Consider the following 26,027-nt stretch of genomic DNA (forward strand, 5'->3'; position numbering starts at 1 on the left):
AATTTAAATATTTTTCTTCACAATCGTAGAAGATGCCTGCGCCGTACTCATAACTACCAAGTCTGCGATATTAACATGATAAGGCCTTGAAACTACAAAATGAATAATATCAGCAATATCTTCGGCCTGCAGCGGATCAAATCCTTTGTACACGTTTGCGGCTCTTTCGACATCTCCTTTAAAACGAACTTCACTGAATTCTGTTGCAACCATTCCCGGATGAATTCCTCCAACTCTGATTCCGAAAGGATTTAAATCAATTCGCATTCCAGCAGTTATAGCATCAACGGCATGTTTCGAACCGCAATATACGTTTCCGTTTGGGTAAACTTCTTTCGCAGCAGTAGAACCAATATTAATAATATGTCCAGATTGTCTTTCAACCATTTGCGGAATTATCGCTTTTGAAACATACAAAAGACCTTTTACATTAATGTCAATCATAGCATCCCAATCGTCTAAATCTCCATTTTGAATCGGATCTAAACCGTGGGCATTACCAGCGTTATTAATTAAAACGTCAATCGTAGAAAAATCGTTTGGCAAAGCACCTATTTTTTCTAAAACCTCCTCTTTGTTACGAACATCAAATTCTAAAGAATGCACTTCTGTAAAAGCCGAAAGTTCTTTTTGAAGTTCTTCCAAACGGTCTTTACGTCTTCCGCAAAGAATAACTTTATAATTGTTTTTTGCTAGAATTTGAGCGGTTGCCTTTCCAATTCCGCTTGTAGCACCAGTAATTAAAACTGTTTTTTTCATTTTAAATATTTTGTTTTTAACACATAGAGGCATAGTTTCCTTGCTTTGAAAGGCATTTCATTTGCATAATACATATAACTATGTGTAAGTGAAACGCTAAATTCTCTTTTCCAAAAGCAATAATATGATCTATGTCTATGTGTTTATTTTTTTCTATTCAGATAAAACTGAATACTGTCACTGCGACTGAAAAACTAAAAATTAAGGTACATCGTCGCCCATGCTTTCTGTCCAGATTGCAAACCAGTCTTCTGTATCCATTTCTAGTTCAACAGCTTTCATTAAAGATTGAATTCTAGCGATATTTACCGTTCCAGCAATAGGAATTACTTTTGCAGGATGTTTTAAAATCCAAGCCAATAAAAGCGTATCAGAACCTAAATGGTATTTTTCTACTAACGTTGAAAATAATTTTTTCAAACGGCGGGTTTGTTTAGTATCTTCTCTAAAAACAGTTCCAAGCGGATTCCATGACAACGGACGAATTCCGTGTGTCTGCATATAATCTAAACTTCCATCTAACATTGCGTCATAATGTGTTGCAGAAAATTGTACTTGATTATAACTTACTTCTGTTTTCTGACGAATTAATTCGGTTTGTGAACTGGTAAAATTCGAAAGTCCAAAATCAATTATTTTTCCTTCACCTTTTAATTTTTCAACCGCTTCTGCGATTTCGTCTGCCTGCATTAACGGACTTGGTCTGTGCAGTAAAAAAACATCTACATAATCTGTTTTCAGTTTTTTCAAAGATCCTTCAACCGACTTAATAATATAGTCTTTCGAATAATCGTAATGTTTGATTTTGTTTTCAGGGCGTTTTTCAGCAATCATCTGAATACCGCACTTGGTAATTAATTGTAATTTTTCACGATCAATTTTACTAGCGTGAAAGGCTTTTCCAAAATCGGCTTCGGTCGTATAAGATCCGTAAATATCCGCGTGATCAAAAGTCGTAATTTTGTTTTCGATACTCACTTGTATCATGTTTTCCATTTCTTTGGTTGTAAGGTTTTTATCCCAAACTCCCCAATTCATAGTGCCCGAAATTATAGGCGATAAGACCGTTTTGCTCATAATAGTTATGCGTTATTTTTGGTAATAATTATGCTTTAATAAAACATAATCATCAAAGTTCTTAAAAATATAAAAATAGATTCACAATTAGTCCTTAAAATTAGGTCATTGGTAGAAGTTTTAACCATTCTTTAACATCTTACTTCTTAAAAAATATTCAATTTGCACTCTCAAAAAACAGGCGTACAAATCAAGGTTTTTAAAAATATTTATATGGAAGAAAATACAACGACTTTAGACATTAGAGCGATAAATGAAAAAATTGAAAGAGAAAGTGCTTTTATAGACCTTCTTACAATGGAAATGAACAAAGTTATTGTGGGCCAGAAACATATGGTCGAGCGTTTATTAATCGGATTGCTTGGCCAAGGACATATTTTACTGGAAGGAGTTCCGGGTCTTGCAAAAACTTTAGCTATAAATACATTATCACAAGCGGTTCAAGGTTCTTTCAGCCGTATCCAGTTTACGCCGGATTTATTACCTGCCGATGTTATCGGAACCATGATTTACAATATTAAAGCAAATGAATTCTCTATTAAAAAAGGACCAATTTTTGCCAATTTCGTACTTGCCGATGAGATTAACCGTGCACCAGCAAAGGTTCAGTCAGCATTATTAGAGGCAATGCAGGAGAAACAAGTTACTATTGGTGACACTACATTTAAATTAGATCGTCCGTTTTTAGTATTAGCAACACAAAACCCAGTTGAGCAAGAAGGAACTTATGCACTTCCTGAAGCACAAGTTGACCGTTTTATGTTGAAAACTGTTATTGATTATCCAAAAATTGATGAAGAGCGTTTTGTAATTCGTCAAAACTTAAAAGGATCTTACGAAAAAGTAAATCCAGTAGTTTCTGTAGATCAGATTCTACGTGCTCAGGAAGCTGTTCGTGAAGTTTATATGGACGAAAAAATCGAAAAATATATTCTTGATATTATTTTCGCTACACGTTACCCAGAAAAATACAAATTAGCCGACTTAAAACCGCTTATCAGTTTTGGAGCTTCTCCTCGTGGAAGTATCAACTTGGCTAATGCTGCAAAATGCTATGCTTTCATCAAACGTCGTGGTTATGTAATTCCAGAAGACGTTCGTGCAGTTGTTCACGATGTATTACGTCACAGAGTTGGAATTACTTACGAAGCAGAAGCAGAAAACATCACTTCTGTAGACATTATCAACAAAATCGTTAACGAGATTGAGGTACCTTAAAAAGTTGATGGTTGATAGTTTTTTGTTGATGGTTTATGCGCCATCAACCAACAACCATAAACCATAAACCAAATCAAAAATGGATACAAAAGAGCTTTTAAAAAAAGTACGGAAAATAGAAATCAAAACGAAAAGACTGAGCAATCATATCTTTTCGGGAGAATACCACTCTTCATTTAAAGGACGAGGAATGACGTTTAGCGAGGTGCGTCAATACCAATACGGAGATGATATTCGTAACATCGATTGGAATGTGACCGCACGCTACAATGAAGCTCACGTTAAAGTATTTGAGGAAGAACGAGAATTGACCATGGTTTTAATGGTTGACATTTCGGGTTCGGAATCTTTTGGTTCTAAAAATCAATTCAAAAAAGACATCGTAACCGAAATTGCGGCAACGATGGCTTTTTCGGCTACACAGAATAATGACAAAATTGGTTTAATCTTATTTTCTGATACTGTAGAATTATATATTCCGCCAAAAAAAGGACGTTCGCACGTACTTCGCATCATTCGGGAATTAATCGAATTTGAACCAAAAAGCCATAAAACAGACATTGCTCAGGCATTAAAATTCTTATCTGGAACCCAGAAAAAGAAAGCCATCATTTTTATGATCTCCGATTTTATGTCTGATTCGTATGAACATACTTTAAAAATTGCTTCAAAGAAACACGACATTACAGGTGTTCGAGTTTACGATATTCGTGAAGAAAGAATTCCAAATTTAGGAATGGTAAACATGCTGGATGCCGAAACGGGAAAGATACAATTGGTTGATACAAGTTCGAAAGCAGTTCGTTTGAATTACGAGAAGCACTATCACGAGAAACTAAATTACTTTAAAGATACTTTCCGTAAATCTGGAGCAGGAATTGTAAATACCAGAGTAGACGAAAATTACGTTACTAAACTATTAGGCTATTTCAAATCACGATAAAAATCTGGCAATTTTGATTAACAAATCAAAAATCGTTAATCTAAAATCAACAATCGTTAATCAAATGAAATTTAAACTTTATATATTTTTATTGCTTTTTTCTACTATGATTTTTGCACAGCAGAAACCAATAGAAACGAGTATTGATACCACCAAAAATAAGATTGGTGCTGAGTTCAAACTGACGCTTAAAACGGTTGTGACTTCAACATCAAAAGTTGAATTTCCTAAACTTAAAAATATCGGTCCGTTAGAAGTTATCCAGTCTTATCCGATTGATACGGTTAAGAAAGATGCCACTAATTACGAACTTATAAAAAAATATGGTTTAACGCAGTTTGATTCTGGCCGTTACACGATTCCGAGCATCAAAATTTTAATTGATAAAAAACCTTTTTACTCTGATTCTATTAAAGTTGAAGTTGCTGCTGTAAAAGTTGATACTTTACAGCAGAAAATGTATGATATTAAAGATATTTCTTCTGTTGATGAAGGAATCGGAAATTGGTGGATTTACACTTTAATAGTTCTAGCCATTTTAGGAATTGGCGCTTTCGTTTACTGGTATGTTAAAAAACGCCAGTTGAAAAAAATAGAAGAAGAAGTTTATAAAACTCCTATCGAAAAAGCGACTAGTTTATTAAACAACCTAGAACAAAAAGAACTGGTTCAAAAAGGAGAAATTAAAGAATACTATAGCGAACTAACAGATATTGCTAGAAACTATATCGAAGAAGCGATTCATATTCCAGCAATGGAAAGCACAACTTCTGAGTTAATTGCTGCGATTAGAGAAGCTTCAACCAAAAAGAAAATGACCCTTACGCCAGAAACGGTTGAAAATTTAGAGCGCGTTTTACGTCAGGCCGATTTGGTAAAATTTGCCAAATCTAAACCGCTTGATTTTGAAATTACTGATGATAGAAATAAGATACAAAAAGTAATTTTAACCCTTGATAATGCAATTCCAACTGAAGTTCCAGAAGAAATTGAAGATCAGCTATTAAACGAAGCGCAAAGACAAAAACAAATTAAGGAACAACTTCGCAAAAAACGTAATGCCAGAATTGGTTACGCTGTTGCAACTATCATACTATTATTGTTTGCCACAACGACTTTCTTTATTGTAACCAAAGGATTCAATTATGTGAAAGACAATATAATTGGTCATCCTTCTAAAGAATTATTAGAGGGCGAATGGGTAAAAAGTGCTTATGGAAGTCCAGCTGTTCTTATTGAAACGCCAAAGGTTTTAAAAAGAATGGACGCACAAAAAGCACTTCCAAAAGAAGCGATGGCACTTATCAAAGAAATGCAACTTTTTGCATATGGAAGTATGGTTGATAATTTTTACGTAACGGTTTCAACATCTAAATTCAAACAGCCAACAGATATTGATTTAAGTAAAACTCTTGAAGGTACTTTAAAAATTATTGAGGCTCAAGGCGGACAAAATATTATCGTAAAACAAGAAGATTTTCAAACTAATGAAGGTATTCAGGGAGTAAAAGGTTACGGAACAATGACTGTTTTGAATCCAGCAACCAAAACGAGTACAAAAGCATATTATGAATTGTTACTTTTCAAACAAGATCAAGGTTTACAGCAAATCCTTATTTTACACGAAGAAGGCGATACCTATGCAAATGAAATCACGACCCGAATATTAAATTCTGTTGAACTTCAAAGAGCAAACAACTAATGAGCAAGATCACTTTTTTAAATCCAGAATTTCTTTGGTTGTTCCTATTGATTCCGATTACGATAATTTGGTTTTTCTGGAAACGCAATCAGCAGTCGGCTACCTTAAAAATGAGCTCTACAGCAGGTTTTCAAAACAGCGAATCGTTTTTGACAAAATTCAAACCTGCTCTATACGTTTTCAGAATTCTTGCTTTATGTTCATTGATTGTAGCATTGGCTCGACCAAGAACAGTAGACATCAGTAATCAGACTAAAACAACAAAAGGAATTGATATTGTAATGGCAATTGACGTTTCTGGATCTATGCTGGCAAAAGATTTAAAACCAAATCGTATGGAAGCTTTGAAAAGAGTTGCTGCCGATTTCGTTGAAGAAAGACCAAATGACAGAATCGGATTGGTTTTATATGCTTCTGAAGCTTATACTAAAACTCCAGTTACAAGCGATAAAGCAATTATTCTTGAAGCCATAAAAGGTATTAAATACGATACAGTTCTCCAAGACGGAACTGGAATTGGAATGGGATTGGCAACTGCGGTAAATCGTTTAAAAGATAGTAAAGCCAAAAGCCGTGTAATTATTTTACTTACCGATGGTGTTAATAATGCTGGATTTATCGAGCCGGAAACTGCTGCCGACATTGCCAAACAATATGGAATAAAAGTATATACAATTGGTCTTGGTACAAACGGTATGGCTGAATCTCCATACGCATACGCACCAAACGGAGGTTTCTTATTCAAAATGCAAAAAGTTGAAATCGACGAAAGACTGATGAAAAATATTGCCCGCAAAACAGACGGAACCTATTTTAGAGCAACAAGCAACGATAGATTAGCTGAGATCTATAAGTCTATCAACAAACTGGAAACAACGGAAATTCAGGAATTGAAGTTCTATGATTATGATGAAAAATACAGAGGTTTTGTTTTATTTGCAGCCTTTTTATTATTGCTTGAAGTTGGTTTAAGAAATACAGTTTACAGAAGCTTTATTTGATTTTTTAAAATCAAAAAATTCCAAATTTTAAAATTCCAAATTCCAAGTTGAAATTGAGAATCTAAAATTGGATACTTAAATAATAAAAGCAAAAGTTAAAATTTGAAAGATTGAAATTTAATAACTCCAAAGTTTGGAATTTGGATTTTCAATATTGGAATTTAAGAAAATTTATGGAATTAGACGAAAAAAAATATTTATATCTCTTATTACTACTCCCAATTGTGGTGTGTATTTTCCTTTTCAATATGTATTGGAAAAGAAGAAAACAACGCGAATTTGGTGATTTGGAAATGGTAAAAAGATTGAGTCCAGAGAAATCAGTTTTTAAACCTGTTTTAAAAATAGTGGTGATCCTTCTGGCGCTTACCTGCCTAATTATTGGCTTGGTAAATCCAAAGATTGGAACTAAAATGGAAACTGTAAAAAGAGAAGGTATTGATATCGTTTTTGCAGTCGATGTTTCTAAAAGTATGCTTGCTGAAGACGTTGCACCAAGTCGTTTGGATAAGAGTAAACAATTGGTTTCTCAGATCATTAATAACTTAGGAAGTGATAGAATCGGGATTGTGGCATACGCAGGAAGCGCTTTTCCTGTTTTACCGATAACATCAGATTACAGTGTTGCCAAAATGTTCTTGCAGAGTATGAGTCCAGATATGGTTTCGTCACAAGGAACATCTTTAGATGAAGCAATCCGATTATCTTCAACTTATTTTGATGAAAAAAGTAAGACCAGCAAATTATTAATTCTAATTTCTGATGGAGAAGATCATTCTGAAGGTGCTGCCGCTGCTGCAGAAGAAGCCAATAAATTAGGAATGAAAATCATTACGATTGGTGTTGGAACAGAAAGAGGAGGAACAATTCCGCTAAAAGAAAATGGTGTTGTCAGAGGTTACCAAAAAGATCAAAACGGACAAACTGTAACCACAAAACTAAATCAAGAAGGTTTAAAAACAATTGCAAAAGCAACTAAAGGCGGTTATGTTTACGGCGGAAGCACTAAAGAAGTTTTAGAATACGTAAAGAATGCTTTGAACAACATTCAGAAAACAGAATTTGAAGCAACGCAAATGGCCGAATTTCAATCGCAGTTTCAGTGGTTTATCGGATTTGCATTTTTATTGCTGTTCCTAGATATCTTCTTATTAGAACGAAAAACAAGCTGGATCAAAGAATTGGATTTATTTAACGAAAAGAAATAAATGTTCGGAATAAAATTCAGAACAGAAAACAAAACAAGAATGAAAAATTTACTTCTTTATATTTTACTAACGGTTTCTTTGGCAGTTTCTGCCCAAGAGAAAGACAAATCATTGCCTGCTGGTAATGAAGAATATAAACAGAATAAATTTACTGATGCTGAGGCAAACTATAGAATTTCGGAATCAAAATTTCCTAAAAGATCAACAGCGCCATATAATTTAGGAAATACTATTTATAGACAAAATCAAGTTTCAGAGGCTAAGTTTGCTTACGCGAAAGCAATAAAAAATGCTAAAACCAGACCTGAAAAACACAAAGCTTATCATAATCTTGGAAACGTTTTCATGAAAGAGAAAGATTATACGCAGGCAGTTGAAGCTTACAAACAAGCGTTACGTAATGATCCGACAGATGATGAAACGCGTTACAATTATGCTTACGCAAAACAAAAGCTAAAAGAGAATCCGCCGAAAAACGATAAAAACAAAGACAAGAATAAAGATAAGGACAAAGACAAGGACAAAAACAAAGATAAAGACAAGGACAAGAATAAAGATAATAAGGACAAAGACAAGGATAAAAAAGACGATAAAGGCGACAAAGATAAAGACAAAAAAGACGGTAAAAACGATCCGAAGAAAGACGACAAGTCTGACAATCAAGGACAGCCAAAACCGCAGCCTGGAGGAATATCAAAAGAACGTGTCCAAAATTTATTAGATGCCGTTAACAATGAAGAAAAGAAAATTCAGGATAAAGTAAACGCGCAGAAAGTAAAAGGCAATCCTAAGAAAACAGAAAAAGACTGGTAAAATAAGTTTAATCGTTTAACCGTTAATTTGTTTATTTGATCAAGTAAAACGGATTAAACAAATAACGATTAAACGATTTAACATAAAAAAAACGATTAAACAATTAAATGAAAAGATATTTAATTCTATTTCTACTCGCTTTTCAAGGACTTATGGCTCAAGTACAATTTGAAGCCAGAGTCAGCAAAAATACGCTTGGACTGAACGAAAGACTTCGTATAGACTTCATTATGAATGTTGACGGAGATAATTTCGAACAGCCTTCTTTTGACGGTTTTAAACTTGTTGCGGGACCAAGCCAGCAGATTAGCCAATCTTGGATCAATGGTCGAAGCTCTTTTCAGAAAATTTACTCTTATATTTTACAGCCTGAGAGAAAAGGCGCTGTAACGATCAAACAAGCCGCAATAGAATACAACGGGCAGATCTACAAAACAAATCCGATTAAGGTTACGGTTACCAATGCTGTAGCTCAGGAAAGAGATCCAAGCGACAGGCCTCCAGGATCTGGAAACGAATTGTTGAATTTGGTTGCTGAAATTTCAAAAACAAATCCATATCTAAATGAACCAATTACAGTTGTTTACAAACTGTATTTCAACAACATTGGTGTTACTGGATTTAAAGAACTGGCAAAACCAAAATACAATGATTTCTGGAATCAAAATATTGACATAAAACAATTGTCTATTGAAGAAGGAAATTACCAAGGACAGAGATGTTATTATGTAATCCTGAAAAAAGCGATTTTGTATCCTCAAAAAGCTGGAAAACTAACAATTGAACCTCTTTCACTTGATATTGGCGTGCAATTACCAACAAATCGCCGCGATATGTTTGGACAAATGATTATTACGGAGGATAATAAAGTAGTTTCAGCAGGAGCTAAAACAATAAATGTAAGACCGCTTCCTGAAAGCACAAAACCAGAAGGATTTACTGGTGCTGTTGGAAGATTGAACTTTACAGTTACGCCTTCTAAAACAACACTTAAAAATGGCGAAAGTCTCGACTTAATTGTGAGTGCACAGGGAACTGGAAACATGAAGTTATTTACACTTCCTAAACCAGTTGTTCCAAATGCATTAGAAATGTATGATCCTGTTCATGATGAAAAAGTAACAACATCATTAGCTGGAATGTCTGGAAGAATCACAGATAAATATACCATCATTCCGCAGTACAAAGGAAAGTATGCTATTAAGCCAATGCAGTTTTCATACTTTGATTTGAGTTCGGGCACTTATAAAACCATCACTTCAAAAGAGATTATGGTGGATGTTTTAGATGGTCCAACACCTGCAGAAGCAAATACTGGAAGTACTGCTAAAAATATAGCTGTCAAAACAGAACAATTTAAAAACATCAAACCTAAAACAATATTAGTTGGTATCGCTAAAAATGATTTTTATGGTTCCGATTTATATTTAGGATTATTATTTGCTCCGTTCATCATCATTCCGCTGATTATTTTAGCTAAGAAGAAAAAAGAAGCTATTGACAGTGACGTCACTGGAAATAGAATTAGAATGAACAATAAACTGGCGAAGAAATATTTATCGCAGGCGAAGAAACATCTTAACAATAAAGAGCCTTTCTATATTGCACTGGAAAAAGCAATGCATAATTTCTTGAAAGCTAAACTGCATATTGAAACCTCAGAAATGAGTAAAGACAATATTAGAGAATTGTTATTGTCTAGAAATGCAAACCCAGAAACCGTACAAAACTTTATTGCTTTGACAGAAAACTGTGAGTTTGCACGCTATGCACCAGCATCGAGCGCTTCAATCCAGCAGGATTATGATAAAGCGGTGTTGATTATTTCTGAGTTAGAAAAACAGATTGTTTAATTTTTTTTACCGCAATCCCGATAGCTATCGGGAGCTAAGAAAATTGATTTAGATTTCGATGAATTTAAGTTCGCAAAGTTGAAAATCTTATTACATATTTTGAAAATGAAAAACATATTATATTTCTTTTTGTTAATCTCACAGGTTTTCTTTGCGCAGGGGCGCTTTGAAGCAGGAAATGCTTTATACGAAAAGGGGCAATATAAAGAAGCTGCACAGGTTTATGAAAACATCATTAAAGAGGATAAATTACATTCGGCCGAATTGTATTTTAATCTTGGAAATTGTTACTATAAACTAAATCAAGTTGCACCTTCTATTTATAATTATGAAAAAGCTTTGGTTTTAAAACCAAACGATCCTGAGACTTTAAACAATTTAAAGTTTGCCAAAAAGCTGACAATCGATGAAATTAAAGAAGTTCCTAAAGTTGGTTTTGCAAAACTGATTCAAAACTTTACATCGATTTTTGATTATAATACTTGGGCAAAAATTTCTGTTGCGCTTGGTTTTGTATTTTTACTGAGTTTTATTGGGTATTATTTTTCGAATGCTACACTTGCAAAAAGAATCTATTTTGTTGGAATGTTTGTTGTTTTGATTGCTTTAGGTTTAAGTATTTCAGCTGGCATGTCTGAAAAAAGTCATTTTGACAATGATCGTGTTGCCATTGTTTTTTCTGAATTAAGCCAAGTTCGAAAGGAACCACAAAAATCAGCAAATGGTATTATTCTATTACACGAAGGAGCAAAAGTTTATGTAATAGAAAGCGTTGCAGGATGGAAAAAAGTAGAATTAACAGACGGAACTCAAGGCTGGATTGATTCTTCAACTATTAAAGAAGTAAAGTAAAATTTAAAAACATTCAAATAAAAAATTCCAAATTCCAATTTTAAGTTGGAGTTTGGAATTTTTGTTTTTTGGAATTTCTAATTAGTTTACAGCATCAACCAATCTTATAAATTCTGCTCTGTAACCATCTTCATCATTATACAAACCAGACTTTGCTAATTTTTTAATGTCTGAAGCAGAACTGCTGGTAATATATTTTGAATCGCGTAATTTTAATCCGAACCAAGAAACTGCGGTTGTAAATTTAAAATCAGGAGAACTGTTTTGAAGGTCTGTTTTCCTATCTGCTATTACATTTACTATTTCAATACTTTTATCGCCATCAGGTTTTTTATATCTGAATTTTACGGTTGCCAATTCATCACTGTAATTTCCATCTCCTTTTTGTGTTTTAGTATATTTCAAATCAGATGGAACGTAATTACTTTCTACTCCAACTGGAATAATTTCATACAAAGCCGTAACGGAGTGCCCGCTTCCTAATTCGCCCGCATCAATTTTATCATTTTTAAAATCTTCTGCATTTAGTTTTCGGTTTTCATAACCAATCAATCGATATGCTTGAACGTGTTTAGGATTAAATTCAATTTGAATTTTTACATCTTTCGCAATAGCAAACATCGAACCTTTAAATTCTTTTCCTAGAAAACGATTCGCTTCTTGAATATTATCGATATAAGCGTAATTTCCGTTGCCTTTATCGGCTAAGATTTCCATTTTAGAATCTTTGTAATTCCCCATTCCGAAACCTAAAACAGTTAAAAATACACCAGAGTTTCTTTTTTCTTCAATCAATTTCAGCATATCATCATCACTGGAAGCGCCAACATTAAAGTCACCATCAGTAGCTATCACTACTCTATTATTTCCCTCTTTTATGAAATTTTCCTGTGCTAGTTTGTAAGCTAATTCAATTCCTTCGCCTCCTGCTGTGCTTCCTCCTGCATGCAAGTCATCAAAAGCATCCATAATTTCATCTTTATTGTTACCAGAAGTTGGCTCTAAAACAACACCAGCCGAACCTGCATAAACAACAATAGAAACTTTATCAATACTGCGAAGTTCTTTCACCAAAATCTTCATCGATTCTTTTAGCAAGGGCAGTTTGTTCGATTCATCCATAGAACCAGAAACATCTACTAAAAAAACGAGATTAGTAGCGGGCAAATTTGCCATGGGAATGTTCTTTCCCTGCAAACCAATTTTTAGCAGTCTGCTGTTTGTATTCCACGGACAGTCGCTGTATTCAGTATTAATAGCAAAAGGATGCTGCCCATCTGGCTGTGGATATTTGTATTTGAAGAAATTAATCATTTCTTCAACACGCACGGCATCTTTTGGGACTTTCTGCCCTTCATTAATAAAACGTCGAATATTGGTGTATGATGCATTATCAACATCTATAGAAAAAGTAGATAGCGGTTCTTTAAGCGGAGATTCAAACGGATTTTCTTCTAATCCTGCGTAGCTTTCTGTGTTCGGTTCAATGTACATTTCCTCTGGAATTTCATCTGATACAGCTGCAGCAGAATCAACGGTCTCATAACTTTGGTCTGATGAATCAGCTTTCTTACAGCTGAAAATAGTAAGTACGAGGAATGCCATCATAAAGAAATTAAGATTTCTCATAAAGTAAATTTTTAAAAATTAATAAAAGGTTATAGGCTTCAAATAAGGACTAGCATTCCGGATGTACTAGAAGTAATTATTTGCAATTTTCGAGTATGCAAAATCGTGCCAAAAATTTACAAATGTTTTTCTTACGTGGAAATAAAATTAAAAACCTTGATTTTTAAAGGAATTTACTGTGAAATATTTTTTTCTTTTCCGTGTAAATTGTAGAGACGCACCCCAGTGCATCTAAGTCAAGTAGATCGACAAAGATTATATTAGATGCACTGGAGATATTTTTTTTGACACAGATTAATGGATTTGAAATGACTAATCCTTTTTAATCTTTTAATGTGTGGCATTACTTTATATTTCTGTGTGTAGACGCACTGCGGTGCGTCTCTACAGAATATTAAAATGTAAAATTAAAACTGATATATTCTCTCAGGCGTAACGCAATAATCCAATTTAATATCAGATTCGAAGACATCATCAATTTGATTTACAGCTTCAAAAAAAGAAAGACCGATTTTGATGGTTTCGGGTTTGCATTCGGCAAGAAATTTATCGTAGAAACCTTTTCCGTAGCCAATTCGGTTTCCAAAAATATCAAAAGCCAAAAGCGGTACAAAAACAACTTCTATTTTAGAAGAAGGCACTTCTATTCCATCTACAGGTTCTGGAATATTGTATTCGTTCTTTTTAATTTTGGTATTATCAGTCAATAAAAAGTGAGTCATTTTTCTAGTTTCAAAGTCACTTTTAGAAATCAGGATTTCTTTGTCTTTTCCAGAAAGTAAATGCAGGATAAATTCGGTATTGACTTCTTTATGTTCTTCAATAGGAAGAAAAACATGATAATAAATTTTATCCCAAATTGGCATTTGAATCAATTGGTTGGCAATTGCCAGACTTTTTTCTTCTACTTCGTCAAAAGAAAGCGCTTTACGGAAATTTTTATATTCAACTCGAAGTTCTTTTTTAGTCGTAGACATTTTCAGGATTACTTTTAGATAAATGATAAATAGCATCGCCCTCGTAAACAATTGGCGAATGGTTCGCATTAATTACAAAACCATCATGCGGTGCTTTTACTTTTTGCTCAAATTTACCAAACGGATCTGTAATAATAGCTAAGATAGTGCCTTTGGTTACAAATTTTCCGATCAAATTAAAATCGTGCAGCAACCCCGAACATTTTGCCCGAAGCCAAACCGATTGTTTAATATAAATAGATGGCTCATGAGATGGCTCAACTATTTGTTTCGGATCGAGCATATTTAGATAATGCAATAAACGTTTGGTTCCAAGTACACCTTGATTGGCAATTTCGTTATTGATATCCAATGATTTTCCGCCCTCAAAAAGAAGCATTTTGACATTGGCTTTTTCAGACGTATTTCTAAAAGAACCGTTTATATTTTTAGAGTATAAAGTAAAAGGCGCATTAAAAACGTCTGCCAAAATTTTCAATTCGGGATTATTTTCGGTGATTCTAATCTGAGGCGCATTGAAACGACTTGCTCCTCCTGCGTGAAAATCGACTGCATAATCTAGAATTGGCAGAATTTCTTCGACAATATGATACGCAAATCTACTGGCAAGCGAACCTTTTTTACTTCCGGGAAAAACGCGGTTTAAGTCACGGCCGTCTGGAAATTCGCGAGATTTATTCACAAAACCATACATATTGATCACCGGAATACAGATTATTGTTCCGCGAGTAGGTCTGTTAATTTTTTTACTGATGATCTGACGGACAATTTCGACACCATTTATTTCGTCGCCGTGAATTCCTGCAGAAAACAAAACCGTTGGGCCTTCAACCTTGGAACGGCGTACAATAACCGGGATGTTCAGTTTGGTCGTAGTGTGTAATCGAGCAATTTCGACGTTTATCGTTCTGTGTTCTCCCGGCAAAATCGATTCGCCAAAAATAACCAATGGAGTACTATTTTTCATGTAGAATTATAAAATCTAAATATAGAAATTATTCTTTTGATTTTGTAAATTTGAAACTAAATCAATGTTAAGCTTCATTTAGAAATCGGAATGGTTTTTGAAAAGCTTTTAGAACATCTTCAGAAACAATATAGAATGCAAAAACCATCCTTAGATCTTCAAATTTTAACCTTGCCAGACAATCCAGGTGTTTATCAATATTATGATAAAGACGGGAAAATCTTGTATGTTGGCAAAGCCAAAAATTTAAAAAAAAGGGTTTCCTCATATTTCAATAAAATTCACGACACAAGGAAAACAAATGTTCTGGTTAGAAAAATTGTGACCATAAAACATATTGTTGTTCCTACAGAGACTGATGCGCTTTTATTAGAAAACAATTTAATTAAAACTTTACAGCCACGATATAATGTTTTGCTCCGCGATGACAAAAGTTATCCTTGGATTTGTATTAAAAAAGAACCTTTTTCGAGAATATTTTTAACTCGAAGAATGGTAAAAGACGGCTCTGAATATTTCGGTCCTTATACCAATTTTAAGATGGTTTATACGATTTTGGATCTAATCAAAGAATTGTATCCGTTAAGAACCTGCAATTACGATTTGAGCAAATCGAATATTGAGTCTGGAAAATTTAAGGTTTGTCTGGAATATCATATCGGAAACTGCAAAGGTCCGTGTGAAGGTTTGGAACCTTTAGAGGAATACCAGAGACAAGTCAACGCAATTCGCGAAATCCTAAAAGGAAATTTCAAAGAAAGCTTAAAGGATTTTAAGAAATTAATGAATAATTATGCGCAAAATTTACAATTTGAAGAAGCGCAGAAAATCAAAGAAAAAATCGAAATTCTTGAAAACTATCAATCCAGATCAACGATTGTAAATCCGAAAATTACCAATGTTGATGTTTTCTCGATTGTGTCTGACGAAAGTGCCGCTTATGTCAACTTCCTGCAGATTTCTCACGGTTCCATCATTCGTTCTCATACTTTAGAAATCAAGAAAAAACTCGACGAAAGCGATGAAGAACTATTAGAATTGGCCATTGTAGAGCTTCGTGAACGTTTTAATTTATTATCAAAAGAAATCATTGTTCCTTTTGAAATGGATTTGGGCGAAAATATTAAAACAACCGTTCCGCAGCTCGGAGACAAAAAACAGATTTTAGATTTATCAATAAGAAATGCCAAATTCTACCGCATCGAACAATTGAAACAATTACAAATTGTTGATCCAGATCGTCACGTAAATAGAATTATGGCACAGATGCAGAAAGATTTACGTCTTCCTGTTGAGCCTCGACATATAGAATGTTTTGATAACTCTAACATACAAGGAACAAATCCTGTTGCTGCCTGCGTGGTTTTTAAAGATGGAAAACCAAGCAAAAAAGATTATCGCCATTTTAATGTAAAAACCGTTGAAGGTCCTGACGATTTTGCTTCGATGACCGAAATTGTATACCGCCGTTACAAAAGATTATTAGATGAAAATCAGCCTTTACCGCAATTGATCATTATTGACGGTGGAAAAGGACAATTGTCATCTGCCTTAAAAAGTATTGATGAATTGGGTCTACGCGGTAAAATTGCCATTATCGGAATTGCAAAACGTTTGGAAGAACTTTTTTATCCAGGCGATTCTATTCCGTTATATCTGGATAAAAAATCTGAAACCTTAAAAGTCATTCAGCAATTACGAAATGAGGCGCACCGTTTTGGTATTACTTTTCACCGCGATAAACGAAGTAAAGCTGCGCTTAATTCTTCTGTAGAAAGCATTCCTGGAATTGGCGAAAAAACTATGCTCGCGTTAATACAACATTTCAAAAGTGTTAAAAGATTAAAACTAGCAACAGAAAAAGAAATTTCGGCCGTTGTTGGGGCATCAAGGGCTAAAAAAATTGTAGATTTTTATCATCCAAAAGAAAACTAATTCACTTTGAAAAAATACTTTTTACATATCTGTTTAAGTTTATTTTGCTCTATTTTGTATAGTCAAAATGATATTTCTTTGGTACAAAAAGACAAAAGCAAATTCAAGATAAGTTTGAAAACCAATTTTGGTTCCACGGATAACGAAGAAATCGAACAGACAATAGAAGTCAAAAATTCTCAAAATGGAATAACCCAAATCATTAAAAATATCGAAACTTCTATTACGGGAAAACCAACTCATTTGGAAGTAAACGATTATAATTTTGATGGTTTCACAGACTTCGCCGTTTTTCATACCGATGACGGAATGGGAGTTTATACGATTTACCAAATTTTTATTTTTAATCCAAAAACTAAAAATTTTGACCCTTTAAAATTTCCAACCAATTTCAATCCGAAATGTGATATGTTTTGCGATATAAAAGTCGATAAAACTAAAAAAACACTAAGTTCAAGCTGCAGAGGCGGCGCGAGAACCCACAATGATATTTGGAAATATGATCGAAACAAAAAATTAATACTTGCAAAAACAGAATCCTACTAAGATAATCTATTAAAAGCAAAAAAAATTGCCGACTTTTACAAAACCAATTAGTTAATTTTTATGCGCCTAAGCCAGCTGTCCATTTCAAATACTCGGTCAAAAGGATTTTTTTCCAATCCCAAAAAAGGATCTTCTTGGGTCGCTCTTTTTTGGCAGAAAAAAATAACCTTTTGTTTCTCGCAGTTTTCCATTTCCATCTGGGGCGTGGCATCGGTGCTTTTTACACTTTTTTTACTTTTCCCAGAAAAATCATTTTCACAAGAAATCAAAAAAGACAGTGTAAAAAGACCTAAAATTGGTTTGGTTTTAAGTGGCGGCGGTGCTAAAGGTTTTGCACATATTGGAGTTCTTAAAGTTTTAGAAGAAGCCGGAATCAAAATTGATTTTATTGGCGGAACCAGCATGGGATCTGTAATCGGCGGACTTTACGCTTCTGGTTACAATGCTTCTCAAATTGATTCGATTTTCAAAAAGACCAATTTCGACGAATTAATAAATGATTATATTCCGCGTTCGTCTAAGAATTTTTACGGGAAAAAGAATGACGAATTGTATGCTATCGTTTTACCATTCAGTAATTTCAGAGTCGGCATTCCAGAAGCACTTTCAAAAGGAATGTACAATTACAATTTACTCAGCAGTTTGACCAGAAATGTTCGTCATATTCGTGACTTCAATAAACTGCCAACACCTTTTTTATGTATCGGAACCAATATTGAAACAGGCGAAGAAGTTTTACTTAATAAAGGAAATCTAGTTCAAGCCATGATGGCGAGTGCTGCTTTCCCTTCCCTATTTACTCCAGTAGAAATCGACGGAAATTTATTGGTCGACGGCGGCGTTGTAAACAATTACCCAATTCAAGAAGTTCGTAATCTTGGAGCAGATATTATTATTGGTGTTGATGTTCAGGACGATTTGATGAAGAGAAAAAACCTAAAAAATGCTACGCGTATTTTGGTTCAGATCACCAATCTCCAGTCTATCGACAAAATGAAAAACAAAATAAAAGATACGGATGTTTATATAAAACCAGACATTCGTGATTATGGCGTAATTTCATTTGATAAAGGAGAAGAAATTATTAGAAAAGGAGAAGAAGCGGCTTTTGCAGTTTATGAAAAGATTAAAGCTTTGTCTGATGAAACTACTTTTTACAAAAAACCAAAACTAAAAGTTGCGACAGACACCATTCAAATTCAGAAAATAAACACTGATAAATTAGACAATTATACTAAAGAATATATTCGTGGTAAACTTCGTTTTAAACCAGGAAGTACGATTACATATAATGATTTAAAAACGGGGATAAACAATTTAAATGCAACGCAGAACTTTAGCACAATTTCTTATTGTTTGCAGCCAGATGGAGATAAAGATGATTTAGATTTAGTTCTTCGTGAAAATCCAACGCAGACTTATTTAAAACTTGGTCTTCATTATGACGGACTTTATAAAAGTGGTATTTTATTAAACCTTACGCACAAAAAAACATTTCTAAAAAATGACGTTACTTCCGTAGATATTATTCTTGGGGATAATTTTAGGTATGATTTTAATTATTACGTCGAAAATGGTTTTAATATCAGCTTTGGTTTCCGTTCAAGGCTCAATCAATTTAATCGAAATGTAACGACAAGTCTGAGCAATCTGGTTTATGATAATCCTGGTGTCAATTTAATCAATGTTGATTTTATGGATATTAATAACCAAGCATATTTTCAAACGATTTTTGTACAGAAGTTTTTAATGGGCGGTGGTTTAGAATACAAATATCTTAAGATAAATTCGCCGACACTTTCAAATGAAGACAACATAATTGACAAAAGCAATTACTTCAGTGCATTTGCATACTTAAAATATGACTCTTTTGACGACAAATATTATCCAAGTTCTGGATTGTATTTTTCTACAGATTTACAAACATACTTGGCATCGTCAGATTATACGAATACATTCAAACCTTTTTCGATGGCAAAAGCCGAATTGTCTTTTGTAAACACATTATTCCCGAAAGCAACTTTTAAGATTGATGCCGATGCAGGTTTTACTTTTGGAAGCAGCAGCGTTCCGTTTTTTGATTACATTTTAGGAGGTTACGGCTACAGTAAAATCAATAATTTTAATTATTTCTACGGTTACGACTTTTTAAGTATTGCCGGAAACAGTTATATCAAGACAGGAATTACGCTAGATTACGAAATCATCAGAAAAAACCATATTAATTTTTCTGCCAATTTCGCCAATTTAGGAAACGACATTTTCAGCACAGTCGACTGGATCTCAATGCCAAAATATACAGGTTATGCTTTGGGTTACGGATTGGAAACTATAATTGGCCCAATTGAGATCAAACAATCATGGTCTCCAGAAATGTCAAAAAGCTTTACTTGGTTTAGTATTGGATTTTTATTTTAGCCTTTTATCAAAGAATAATTCAATAAAATCGCGGTATTTTTTTGCTATGCAAAAATTATATCAAAAAAATTAAAATATCTTATAGTTATAATTAATATAATTTTTAATTTTACTCGGAAAAAATTACGACATTTGTTATAATGAAAACAAAATGGACAGGTTTATTAGAGTATCTTCAATTCCTCATCAAGAGAAATCCTGAGTAAGCTATAGAATTGAGATAATTTAAATCATTCACAAGATGATTGGATTATCTGTTCACACAATTCAATTTTCGAATTATCTAATTTACAAATTATCTAATTGAAAAGCCATGCCATTATATCACAAACTCGGAAACTTTCCACAAAAGCGACACACCCAATTTGAAAAACCTAACGGAGGTTTTTACTACGAACAATTGTTTGGAACCGAAGGTTTTCACGGACATTCGTCGCTGTCGTATCACGTACACAGACCTACGCAGGTTAAAGAAATTTTAAACTCTTATTCGGTTGAACCAAAAATTGCAATCGGAAAAAACATAAAATCATTACTTTTTAAAGGTTTTGAATTAAAACCAGAAAATGACTTTTTAGACAGCCGAAAAGCCATGTTAGTCAATAAAGATTGCATTATTGGTTTGGCTGCGCCGAAAGAATCGCTTCGTAATTATTTCTACAAAAATGCCGATGCCGATGAAATGCTTTTCATCCATAAAGGAAAAGGAAAATTAAGAACCATGTTAGGAAACATTCCGTTTGAATATGGCGATTATTTAATAATTCCGAGAGGTATCATTTATCAAATTGAATTCGAAACCGAAGAAAACCGACTATTTTATGTAGAATCGTATTCTCCATTTTATACTCCAAAACGATATAAAAACCAATCGGGTCAGCATTTAGAACATTCTCCGTTTTGCGAGCGTGATTTTATTTTGCCAAATGAATTGGAAACCCACGACGAAAAAGGTGATTTTTTAATTAAAATCAAAAAAGAAGGCATGATCCACGAAGTGGTTTATGCAACACATCCTTTTGATGTTGTCGGATGGGACGGATATAATTTTCCATACGGATTTTCCATTCACAATTTCGAACCTATAACTGGGCGTGTTCACCAACCGCCTCCAGTACACCAAACTTTTGAAACGGCTGCTTTTGTCGTTTGCTCATTCTGCCCAAGACTTTATGATTATCATCCGAAAGCAATTCCGGCGCCATACAATCACAGCAATATAGATTCTGATGAAGTACTATATTATGTAGATGGCGATTTTATGAGCCGTAATAATATTGAGCAGGGTCATATCACTTTACACCCAAAAGGAATTCCGCACGGACCAGCGCCAGGCGCGATGGAACGTAGTATTGGCCACAAAGAAACCCAAGAATTAGCTGTTATGGTTGATACTTTCCGTCCGCTTATGGTTACGGAAGAAGCAATGGGATTGGACGATGGTCAGTATTACAAATCCTGGACGGAATAGCTAATCGAATTTAACCGCAAAGCCCGCAAAGGATTCGCAAAGTTCACAGAGTTTCTGAGGAAATTTTATTAAACCAAGTTCGCAAAGCTTTGTGACCTTTGTGTTTTTTACAAACTCTTATTGATAAAAAACTTTGTGTATTCTGCGTTAAAAAAAAACTTAAACACAACATTTCGGAAAATCAATTAAACGATTTACCGATTAAACAAATAAACATCATGAGTAAAGAAGTTAAATCAGTAGAATACGGATTAGAAAAAATATTTGAAGGAGCACAAGATTTCCTTCCATTATTAGGAACAGATTATGTAGAATTTTATGTGGGGAACGCAAAACAGTCTGCACATTATTACAAAACTGCTTTCGGATATCAGTCATTGGCTTATGCCGGATTAGAAACTGGAGTAAAAGACAAAGCATCTTATGTTTTGAAGCAGGATAAAATCAGAATTGTTTTGACTACACCTTTAACAGCTGATTCTCCAATAAACGATCATTTAAAAAAACATGGTGACGGTGTAAAAGTTGCTGCACTTTGGGTTGAAGATGCTACAAAATCTTACGAAGAAACTATGAAACGCGGTGCGCGTTCTTTTATGGAACCAACTGTTGAAGAAGATGAGTTTGGACAAGTGATTCGTTCTGGAATTTATACTTATGGAGAAACGGTTCATATTTTTGTAGAAAGAAAAAACTATAATGGTGTTTTCCTTCCAGGTTACAAAGAGTGGAAATCTGATTACAATCCAGAACCAACAGGATTAAAATATATTGATCACATGGTTGGAAATGTGGGTTGGAACGAAATGAATACGTGGGTAAAATTCTACGAAGATGTAATGGGATTTGTAAATTTCTTATCATTTGATGACAAACAAATTACCACAGAATATTCTGCTTTGATGAGCAAAGTAATGTCTAATGGAAACGGAAGAATTAAATTCCCAATCAACGAACCGGCAGAAGGAAAGAAAAAATCTCAGATTGAAGAATATTTAGATTTTTACGGCGGACCTGGAATTCAGCACATCGCAATTGCTACCGATGATATTATTAAAACAGTATCTCAACTAAGAGCACGCGGCGTTGAATTTCTATCAGCTCCTCCGCATACTTACTACCAAGCAATCCCTGAAAGATTAGGTGTTCATATGGACATGATGAAAGAAGATATCAACGAAATTGAAAAACTAGCCATCATGGTAGATGCTGATGAAGATGGTTATTTATTGCAGATTTTTACGAAGCCAGTTCAAGACAGACCTACTCTTTTCTTCGAAATTATTCAAAGAATGGGAGCAAAAGGGTTTGGTGCAGGTAACTTTAAAGCACTTTTTGAATCAATCGAAAGAGAGCAAGAATTGAGAGGAACGCTATAAAACGTTAAATTTTATATACAAAACAGCACAATTCTCTAAAAAACGATGCTTTTTTTGCAAATGTTATGTTAAACTTGACTTTGGCTATTTGTTTTTTGAACTTTCTATCTATCTTTGCACTCGCAAATCAGGAAGGGGTGGTTTCCTTCCGAATTGATATAAATTTCATAATTTATAGTTTTTTGGTTAGTTAATAGCATAAAAACTCAGTCATCTTTGACTGAGTTTTTTTGTTTTGGTACATTTGGAATAGAATTTGCATTTATTTATCTTTATAATGAAATGTAAAAATTGTACTATGAAAAAATTCATCCTCATCATATTAGCACTAACAACACTGGCGTTTGATACTCAAAAAGAGGACGCATTCGATACTGGAGAATATTTCAAATTTAGAATTCACTACGGAATTGTAAATGCGGGATATGCAACTTTAGAAGTTAAAGATGCCACTATAAGCAACAAAAAAGTATACCATGCTATTGGTAAAGGTTACACGACAGGTATGTCAAAATTTTTCTTTAAAGTTGAAGATTTATATGAAAGCTATTTTGACAAGGAAACAGGAAGACCTTACCGCTATGTCCGAAAAATTGACGAAGGCGGTTATACCAAAAATCAGGAAGGCTTTTTTAATCAAAATGAAGACAGGGTTTTGGTTAAAGACTATAAGCGCAAAACAGAAAAGACAATTATAGTAACAGACAATGTGCAAGATATAATTTCTTCTTTTTATTATTTGAGAAATCATCCAAACATTGACAAATTAAAATCTGGCGAATCTATTTCTATCGACATGTTTTTTGACGAAGAAATCACAAAATTTAAGTTAAAATATGTAGGTCGTCAGGATATTACAACTAAATTTGGAACCGTTTCTACCATGATGTTTAAACCATTGGTACAAACAGGTCGCGTTTTTAAAGAAAAAGAAAGTGTTACACTCTGGATATCAGACGACAACAACAAAGTTCCATTAAGAATTAAAGCAGATCTTGCAGTAGGATCGCTTAAAGCAGATCTTGATGAATATAAAGGATTAAAATATCCACTTAAAGCAAAAAAATAATGAACCCTACAGATAATTCTGAAGCAATCTTAAAAGAAATTGATCTTAAATTTCAAGCCATAAATCAAAAAACTGATGTTCAATTGGAAGGATTGCTTTGGGCTAAACCAATTACTTATTGGGATTATATTCAAACCGATGCATTGTTGAATTTACAAATACAACGCACCACTCTTCCTGACGAAATGGTTTTTATTATGTACCATCAGGTAAATGAATTAATCTTTAAAATGATTTTGTGGGAAATTGATCAAATTGCCGAAAAAGAAAATATTCAGGTTGATTTTTTCAGCGAAAGATTATCAAGAATTACTAGATATTTTGACATGCTCACCAACTCTTTCAGTATCATGGAAAACGGTATGGAAGTAGATCAATATATGAAATTTAGAAACACGCTTACTCCTGCAAGCGGTTTTCAGAGCGCGCAATATAGAATGATTGAATTTGCTTCTACGGATGTAATCAATTTAACAGATCGCAGGTACAAAGCAAACTTTGACGAAAACACAGATTTAGAAACTAGTTTCGAACATTTGTACTGGCAGGCTGCCGGAAAAGATTATCATACTGGTGCAAAATCTTATTTACTTCAAGAATTCGAAACCAAATATAAAGATCAGTTTTTGAGACAAATGTCTACTTTTAAGACTAAAAATATCTGGCAGAAATTCACGCAATTACCAGCTGAAGACCAGCAGAATGAAGACTTAGTTCAAGCGATGCGTCATTACGACAAAACAGTGAATATCACTTGGGTTATGCAGCACCTAAATACTGCAAGAAAATATATACTAGAAAGTGGAAAAGGTAATGGAGAAGCGACTGGCGGAAGCGACTGGCAAAAATATATGCATCCAAAATACCAAAGACGCATCTTTTTTCCTAAATTGTGGACCGAAGAAGAATTGTCCAATTGGGGAAATGAAACCGCAGAATAATTTCACCACAAAAAAGCAAAAAGTTTGAAAAAAGCAGTCGTAATTTTAATTGTCTTGTTTTCTATTTTTTCATGCAAAAAAGCAGAAGAAAAAGTTGAAACCAAAATTACTAAACCAACAACCAAAAAAATAGAATTCGGTTTTAATTACGCAGATTTCAATGTTGTAAATGATACAATTTCAAAAGGAGACTCTTTCGGCTCAATCATTCAAAGTCAAAATATCGGAGACAAAAAAGTACACGATATTGTCGAACAAGTAAAAGATTCTTTCAACGTTAGAAGTATTCGTTATGGCAAACCTTTTACTTTGCTTCGCGCCAAAAACAAAACTAATAATCTGGAAGTTTTTATTTATCAGCCCGATGCTTTAAGCTACTATGTTATTGATTTAAGAGATAGTATTGCTAAAGCTTATAAAAAAGTAAAACCAGTTACTTTAAAAAGAAAAATAATTGGTGGTGTTTTAAAAAGTTCATTATCTGAAACTTTAGGAAACGAAAGTGTAGAAACGGCATTAGCCAGCAGAATCACAAAAGTATTCTCATGGTCTATTGACTTCTTTAAACTTAAAAAAGGAGATCGTTACGGATTAATCTTTACGGAACGCTTTATCAATGGAAAAACTTACGACGGAGTTGAAGAACTAGAAGCTGCATTTTTTGAATATAAAGGTAAAATTATTTATGCTTTCCCTTTTGAAAGAGACACAACTTCGGGAAAGGTAGAATATTATGATGACGAAGGAAAAACACTTAAAAACTTCTTCTTAAAAACTCCAATCAAATTCAGCCGAATCACTTCTAGGTTCACAATGAATAGATTTCACCCAGTGCAGCACACTTGGAAAGCGCACAAAGGAACCGATTACGCTGCTCCGACTGGAACACCAATTTCGACAACTGCTTCAGGAGTTGTTGAAGCAACTGGATATACTGCAGGAAACGGAAACTTTGTAAAAGTAAAACACAACGGCACCTACTCGACTCAATATTTACACATGTCTAAAATCTTGGTTCGCCGCGGACAGCGTGTTACTCAAGGACAGACAATTGGTTTGGTCGGCAGTACAGGTTTAGCTTCTGGACCTCACGTTTGTTACCGTTTCTGGAAAAATGGCGTTCAAGTAGATGCACTTCGATTGAATCTTCCAACTGGAGAATCTTTGACAGGAAACGACAGAACTCGTTTCATGAAACAGATTGAACCATTGAAAAGAGAATTGGATAGTATTGGGAATCTATAATTCATCCACTTTTATATTTTCTTT

At 33.9% G+C, this 26,027-nt stretch carries 21 protein-coding genes; 16 read left to right on the forward strand and 5 right to left on the reverse strand.

Annotation, left to right across the window (positions count from 1 at the left end; all coding sequences use genetic code 11):
- Nucleotides 1-3: 3 nt before the first annotated feature.
- Both QMG60_RS03195 and QMG60_RS03200 read right to left on the reverse strand, forming a co-directional pair.
- A complete protein-coding gene (locus tag QMG60_RS03195) occupies nucleotides 4-759 on the reverse strand; it encodes an SDR family NAD(P)-dependent oxidoreductase (protein ID WP_281866854.1) in 756 nt (251 codons plus the stop codon).
- Between the two features lie 201 nt (nucleotides 760-960).
- Nucleotides 961-1,836: an aldo/keto reductase gene (locus tag QMG60_RS03200; protein ID WP_057115216.1), complete on the reverse strand. Its 876-nt coding sequence runs from the start codon at nucleotides 1,834-1,836 to the stop codon at nucleotides 961-963.
- Between the two features lie 213 nt (nucleotides 1,837-2,049).
- Here QMG60_RS03200 and QMG60_RS03205 point away from each other — a divergent pair, with 213 nt between their 5' ends.
- The 8 genes from QMG60_RS03205 to QMG60_RS03240 all read left to right on the forward strand — a co-directional run bounded on the left by QMG60_RS03205 (nucleotide 2,050) and on the right by QMG60_RS03240 (nucleotide 11,426).
- A complete protein-coding gene (locus tag QMG60_RS03205; protein ID WP_177211766.1) occupies nucleotides 2,050-3,054 on the forward strand; it encodes a MoxR family ATPase in 1,005 nt (334 codons plus the stop codon).
- Nucleotides 3,055-3,133: 79 nt separating this feature from the next.
- Nucleotides 3,134-3,997 (forward strand): DUF58 domain-containing protein, encoded by an 864-nt coding sequence (locus tag QMG60_RS03210; protein ID WP_281866855.1) that lies wholly within the window; start codon nucleotides 3,134-3,136, stop codon nucleotides 3,995-3,997.
- Nucleotides 3,998-4,061: 64 nt separating this feature from the next.
- Nucleotides 4,062-5,699 carry a hypothetical protein gene (locus QMG60_RS03215; protein ID WP_281866856.1) on the forward strand — a complete coding sequence of 546 codons (1,638 nt, stop codon included), beginning with the start codon at nucleotides 4,062-4,064 and terminating at the stop codon, nucleotides 5,697-5,699.
- Nucleotides 5,699-6,700 carry a VWA domain-containing protein gene (locus tag QMG60_RS03220; protein WP_281866857.1) on the forward strand — a complete coding sequence of 334 codons (1,002 nt, stop codon included), beginning with the start codon at nucleotides 5,699-5,701 and terminating at the stop codon, nucleotides 6,698-6,700. The genes QMG60_RS03215 and QMG60_RS03220 overlap by 1 nt, the downstream gene beginning before the upstream one ends.
- Nucleotides 6,701-6,873: 173 nt before the next feature.
- Complete coding sequence (locus QMG60_RS03225) at nucleotides 6,874-7,908, forward strand: VWA domain-containing protein (RefSeq protein WP_281867923.1); 1,035 nt, start codon at nucleotides 6,874-6,876, stop codon at nucleotides 7,906-7,908.
- A gap of 39 nt (nucleotides 7,909-7,947) precedes the next feature.
- Nucleotides 7,948-8,721, forward strand: a complete 774-nt coding sequence (locus QMG60_RS03230; protein WP_281866858.1) for a tetratricopeptide repeat protein — start codon at nucleotides 7,948-7,950, stop codon at nucleotides 8,719-8,721.
- Between the two features lie 107 nt (nucleotides 8,722-8,828).
- The gene (locus QMG60_RS03235; protein WP_057115220.1) at nucleotides 8,829-10,574 is read left to right on the forward strand and encodes a BatD family protein; all 1,746 of its coding nucleotides are present in this window, start codon (nucleotides 8,829-8,831) and stop codon (nucleotides 10,572-10,574) included.
- Between the two features lie 105 nt (nucleotides 10,575-10,679).
- The gene (locus tag QMG60_RS03240; RefSeq protein ID WP_281866859.1) at nucleotides 10,680-11,426 is read left to right on the forward strand and encodes a tetratricopeptide repeat protein; all 747 of its coding nucleotides are present in this window, start codon (nucleotides 10,680-10,682) and stop codon (nucleotides 11,424-11,426) included.
- Nucleotides 11,427-11,507: 81 nt separating this feature from the next.
- Here QMG60_RS03240 and QMG60_RS03245 read toward each other — a convergent pair whose 3' ends face one another.
- The 3 genes from QMG60_RS03245 to QMG60_RS03255 form a co-directional block, all read right to left on the reverse strand.
- Nucleotides 11,508-13,055, reverse strand: a complete 1,548-nt coding sequence (locus tag QMG60_RS03245) for a VWA domain-containing protein (RefSeq protein WP_348773905.1) — start codon at nucleotides 13,053-13,055, stop codon at nucleotides 11,508-11,510.
- 407 nt (nucleotides 13,056-13,462) lie between these two features.
- Complete coding sequence (locus tag QMG60_RS03250; RefSeq protein ID WP_281866860.1) at nucleotides 13,463-14,032, reverse strand: 5-formyltetrahydrofolate cyclo-ligase; 570 nt, start codon at nucleotides 14,030-14,032, stop codon at nucleotides 13,463-13,465.
- Nucleotides 14,019-14,999, reverse strand: a complete 981-nt coding sequence (locus QMG60_RS03255; RefSeq protein WP_057115224.1) for a succinylglutamate desuccinylase/aspartoacylase family protein — start codon at nucleotides 14,997-14,999, stop codon at nucleotides 14,019-14,021. The genes QMG60_RS03250 and QMG60_RS03255 overlap by 14 nt, the downstream gene beginning before the upstream one ends.
- A gap of 135 nt (nucleotides 15,000-15,134) precedes the next feature.
- On the opposite strand from QMG60_RS03255, the gene uvrC reads away from it, so the two are divergent.
- From uvrC to QMG60_RS03295, 8 genes are all read left to right on the forward strand, one after another.
- Nucleotides 15,135-16,934, forward strand: a complete 1,800-nt coding sequence (gene uvrC / locus QMG60_RS03260; RefSeq protein ID WP_057115225.1) for an excinuclease ABC subunit UvrC — start codon at nucleotides 15,135-15,137, stop codon at nucleotides 16,932-16,934.
- Between the two features lie 78 nt (nucleotides 16,935-17,012).
- On the forward strand, nucleotides 17,013-17,480 hold the full coding sequence (locus QMG60_RS03265; RefSeq protein ID WP_281866861.1) for a hypothetical protein: 468 nt from the start codon (nucleotides 17,013-17,015) through the stop codon (nucleotides 17,478-17,480).
- Nucleotides 17,481-17,540: 60 nt separating this feature from the next.
- On the forward strand, nucleotides 17,541-19,898 hold the full coding sequence (locus QMG60_RS03270; protein ID WP_281866862.1) for a patatin-like phospholipase family protein: 2,358 nt from the start codon (nucleotides 17,541-17,543) through the stop codon (nucleotides 19,896-19,898).
- A 313-nt stretch (nucleotides 19,899-20,211) separates the two neighbouring features.
- Complete coding sequence (locus tag QMG60_RS03275; RefSeq protein WP_281866863.1) at nucleotides 20,212-21,369, forward strand: homogentisate 1,2-dioxygenase; 1,158 nt, start codon at nucleotides 20,212-20,214, stop codon at nucleotides 21,367-21,369.
- A gap of 218 nt (nucleotides 21,370-21,587) precedes the next feature.
- Nucleotides 21,588-22,748 (forward strand): 4-hydroxyphenylpyruvate dioxygenase, encoded by a 1,161-nt coding sequence (hppD, locus tag QMG60_RS03280; protein ID WP_134142731.1) that lies wholly within the window; start codon nucleotides 21,588-21,590, stop codon nucleotides 22,746-22,748.
- A gap of 298 nt (nucleotides 22,749-23,046) precedes the next feature.
- On the forward strand, nucleotides 23,047-23,817 hold the full coding sequence (locus QMG60_RS03285; protein ID WP_057115968.1) for a DUF3108 domain-containing protein: 771 nt from the start codon (nucleotides 23,047-23,049) through the stop codon (nucleotides 23,815-23,817).
- Nucleotides 23,817-24,758: a tryptophan 2,3-dioxygenase family protein gene (locus tag QMG60_RS03290; protein ID WP_281866864.1), complete on the forward strand. Its 942-nt coding sequence runs from the start codon at nucleotides 23,817-23,819 to the stop codon at nucleotides 24,756-24,758. Before QMG60_RS03285 ends, QMG60_RS03290 begins: the two co-directional genes overlap by 1 nt.
- 24 nt (nucleotides 24,759-24,782) lie before the next feature.
- Nucleotides 24,783-26,003, forward strand: a complete 1,221-nt coding sequence (locus QMG60_RS03295) for a peptidoglycan DD-metalloendopeptidase family protein (protein ID WP_134142734.1) — start codon at nucleotides 24,783-24,785, stop codon at nucleotides 26,001-26,003.
- Nucleotides 26,004-26,027: the final 24 nt, after the last annotated feature.

The sequence above is a fragment of the Flavobacterium sp. GSB-24 genome, from assembly GCF_027924665.1.
GTDB lineage: Bacteria > Bacteroidota > Bacteroidia > Flavobacteriales > Flavobacteriaceae > Flavobacterium.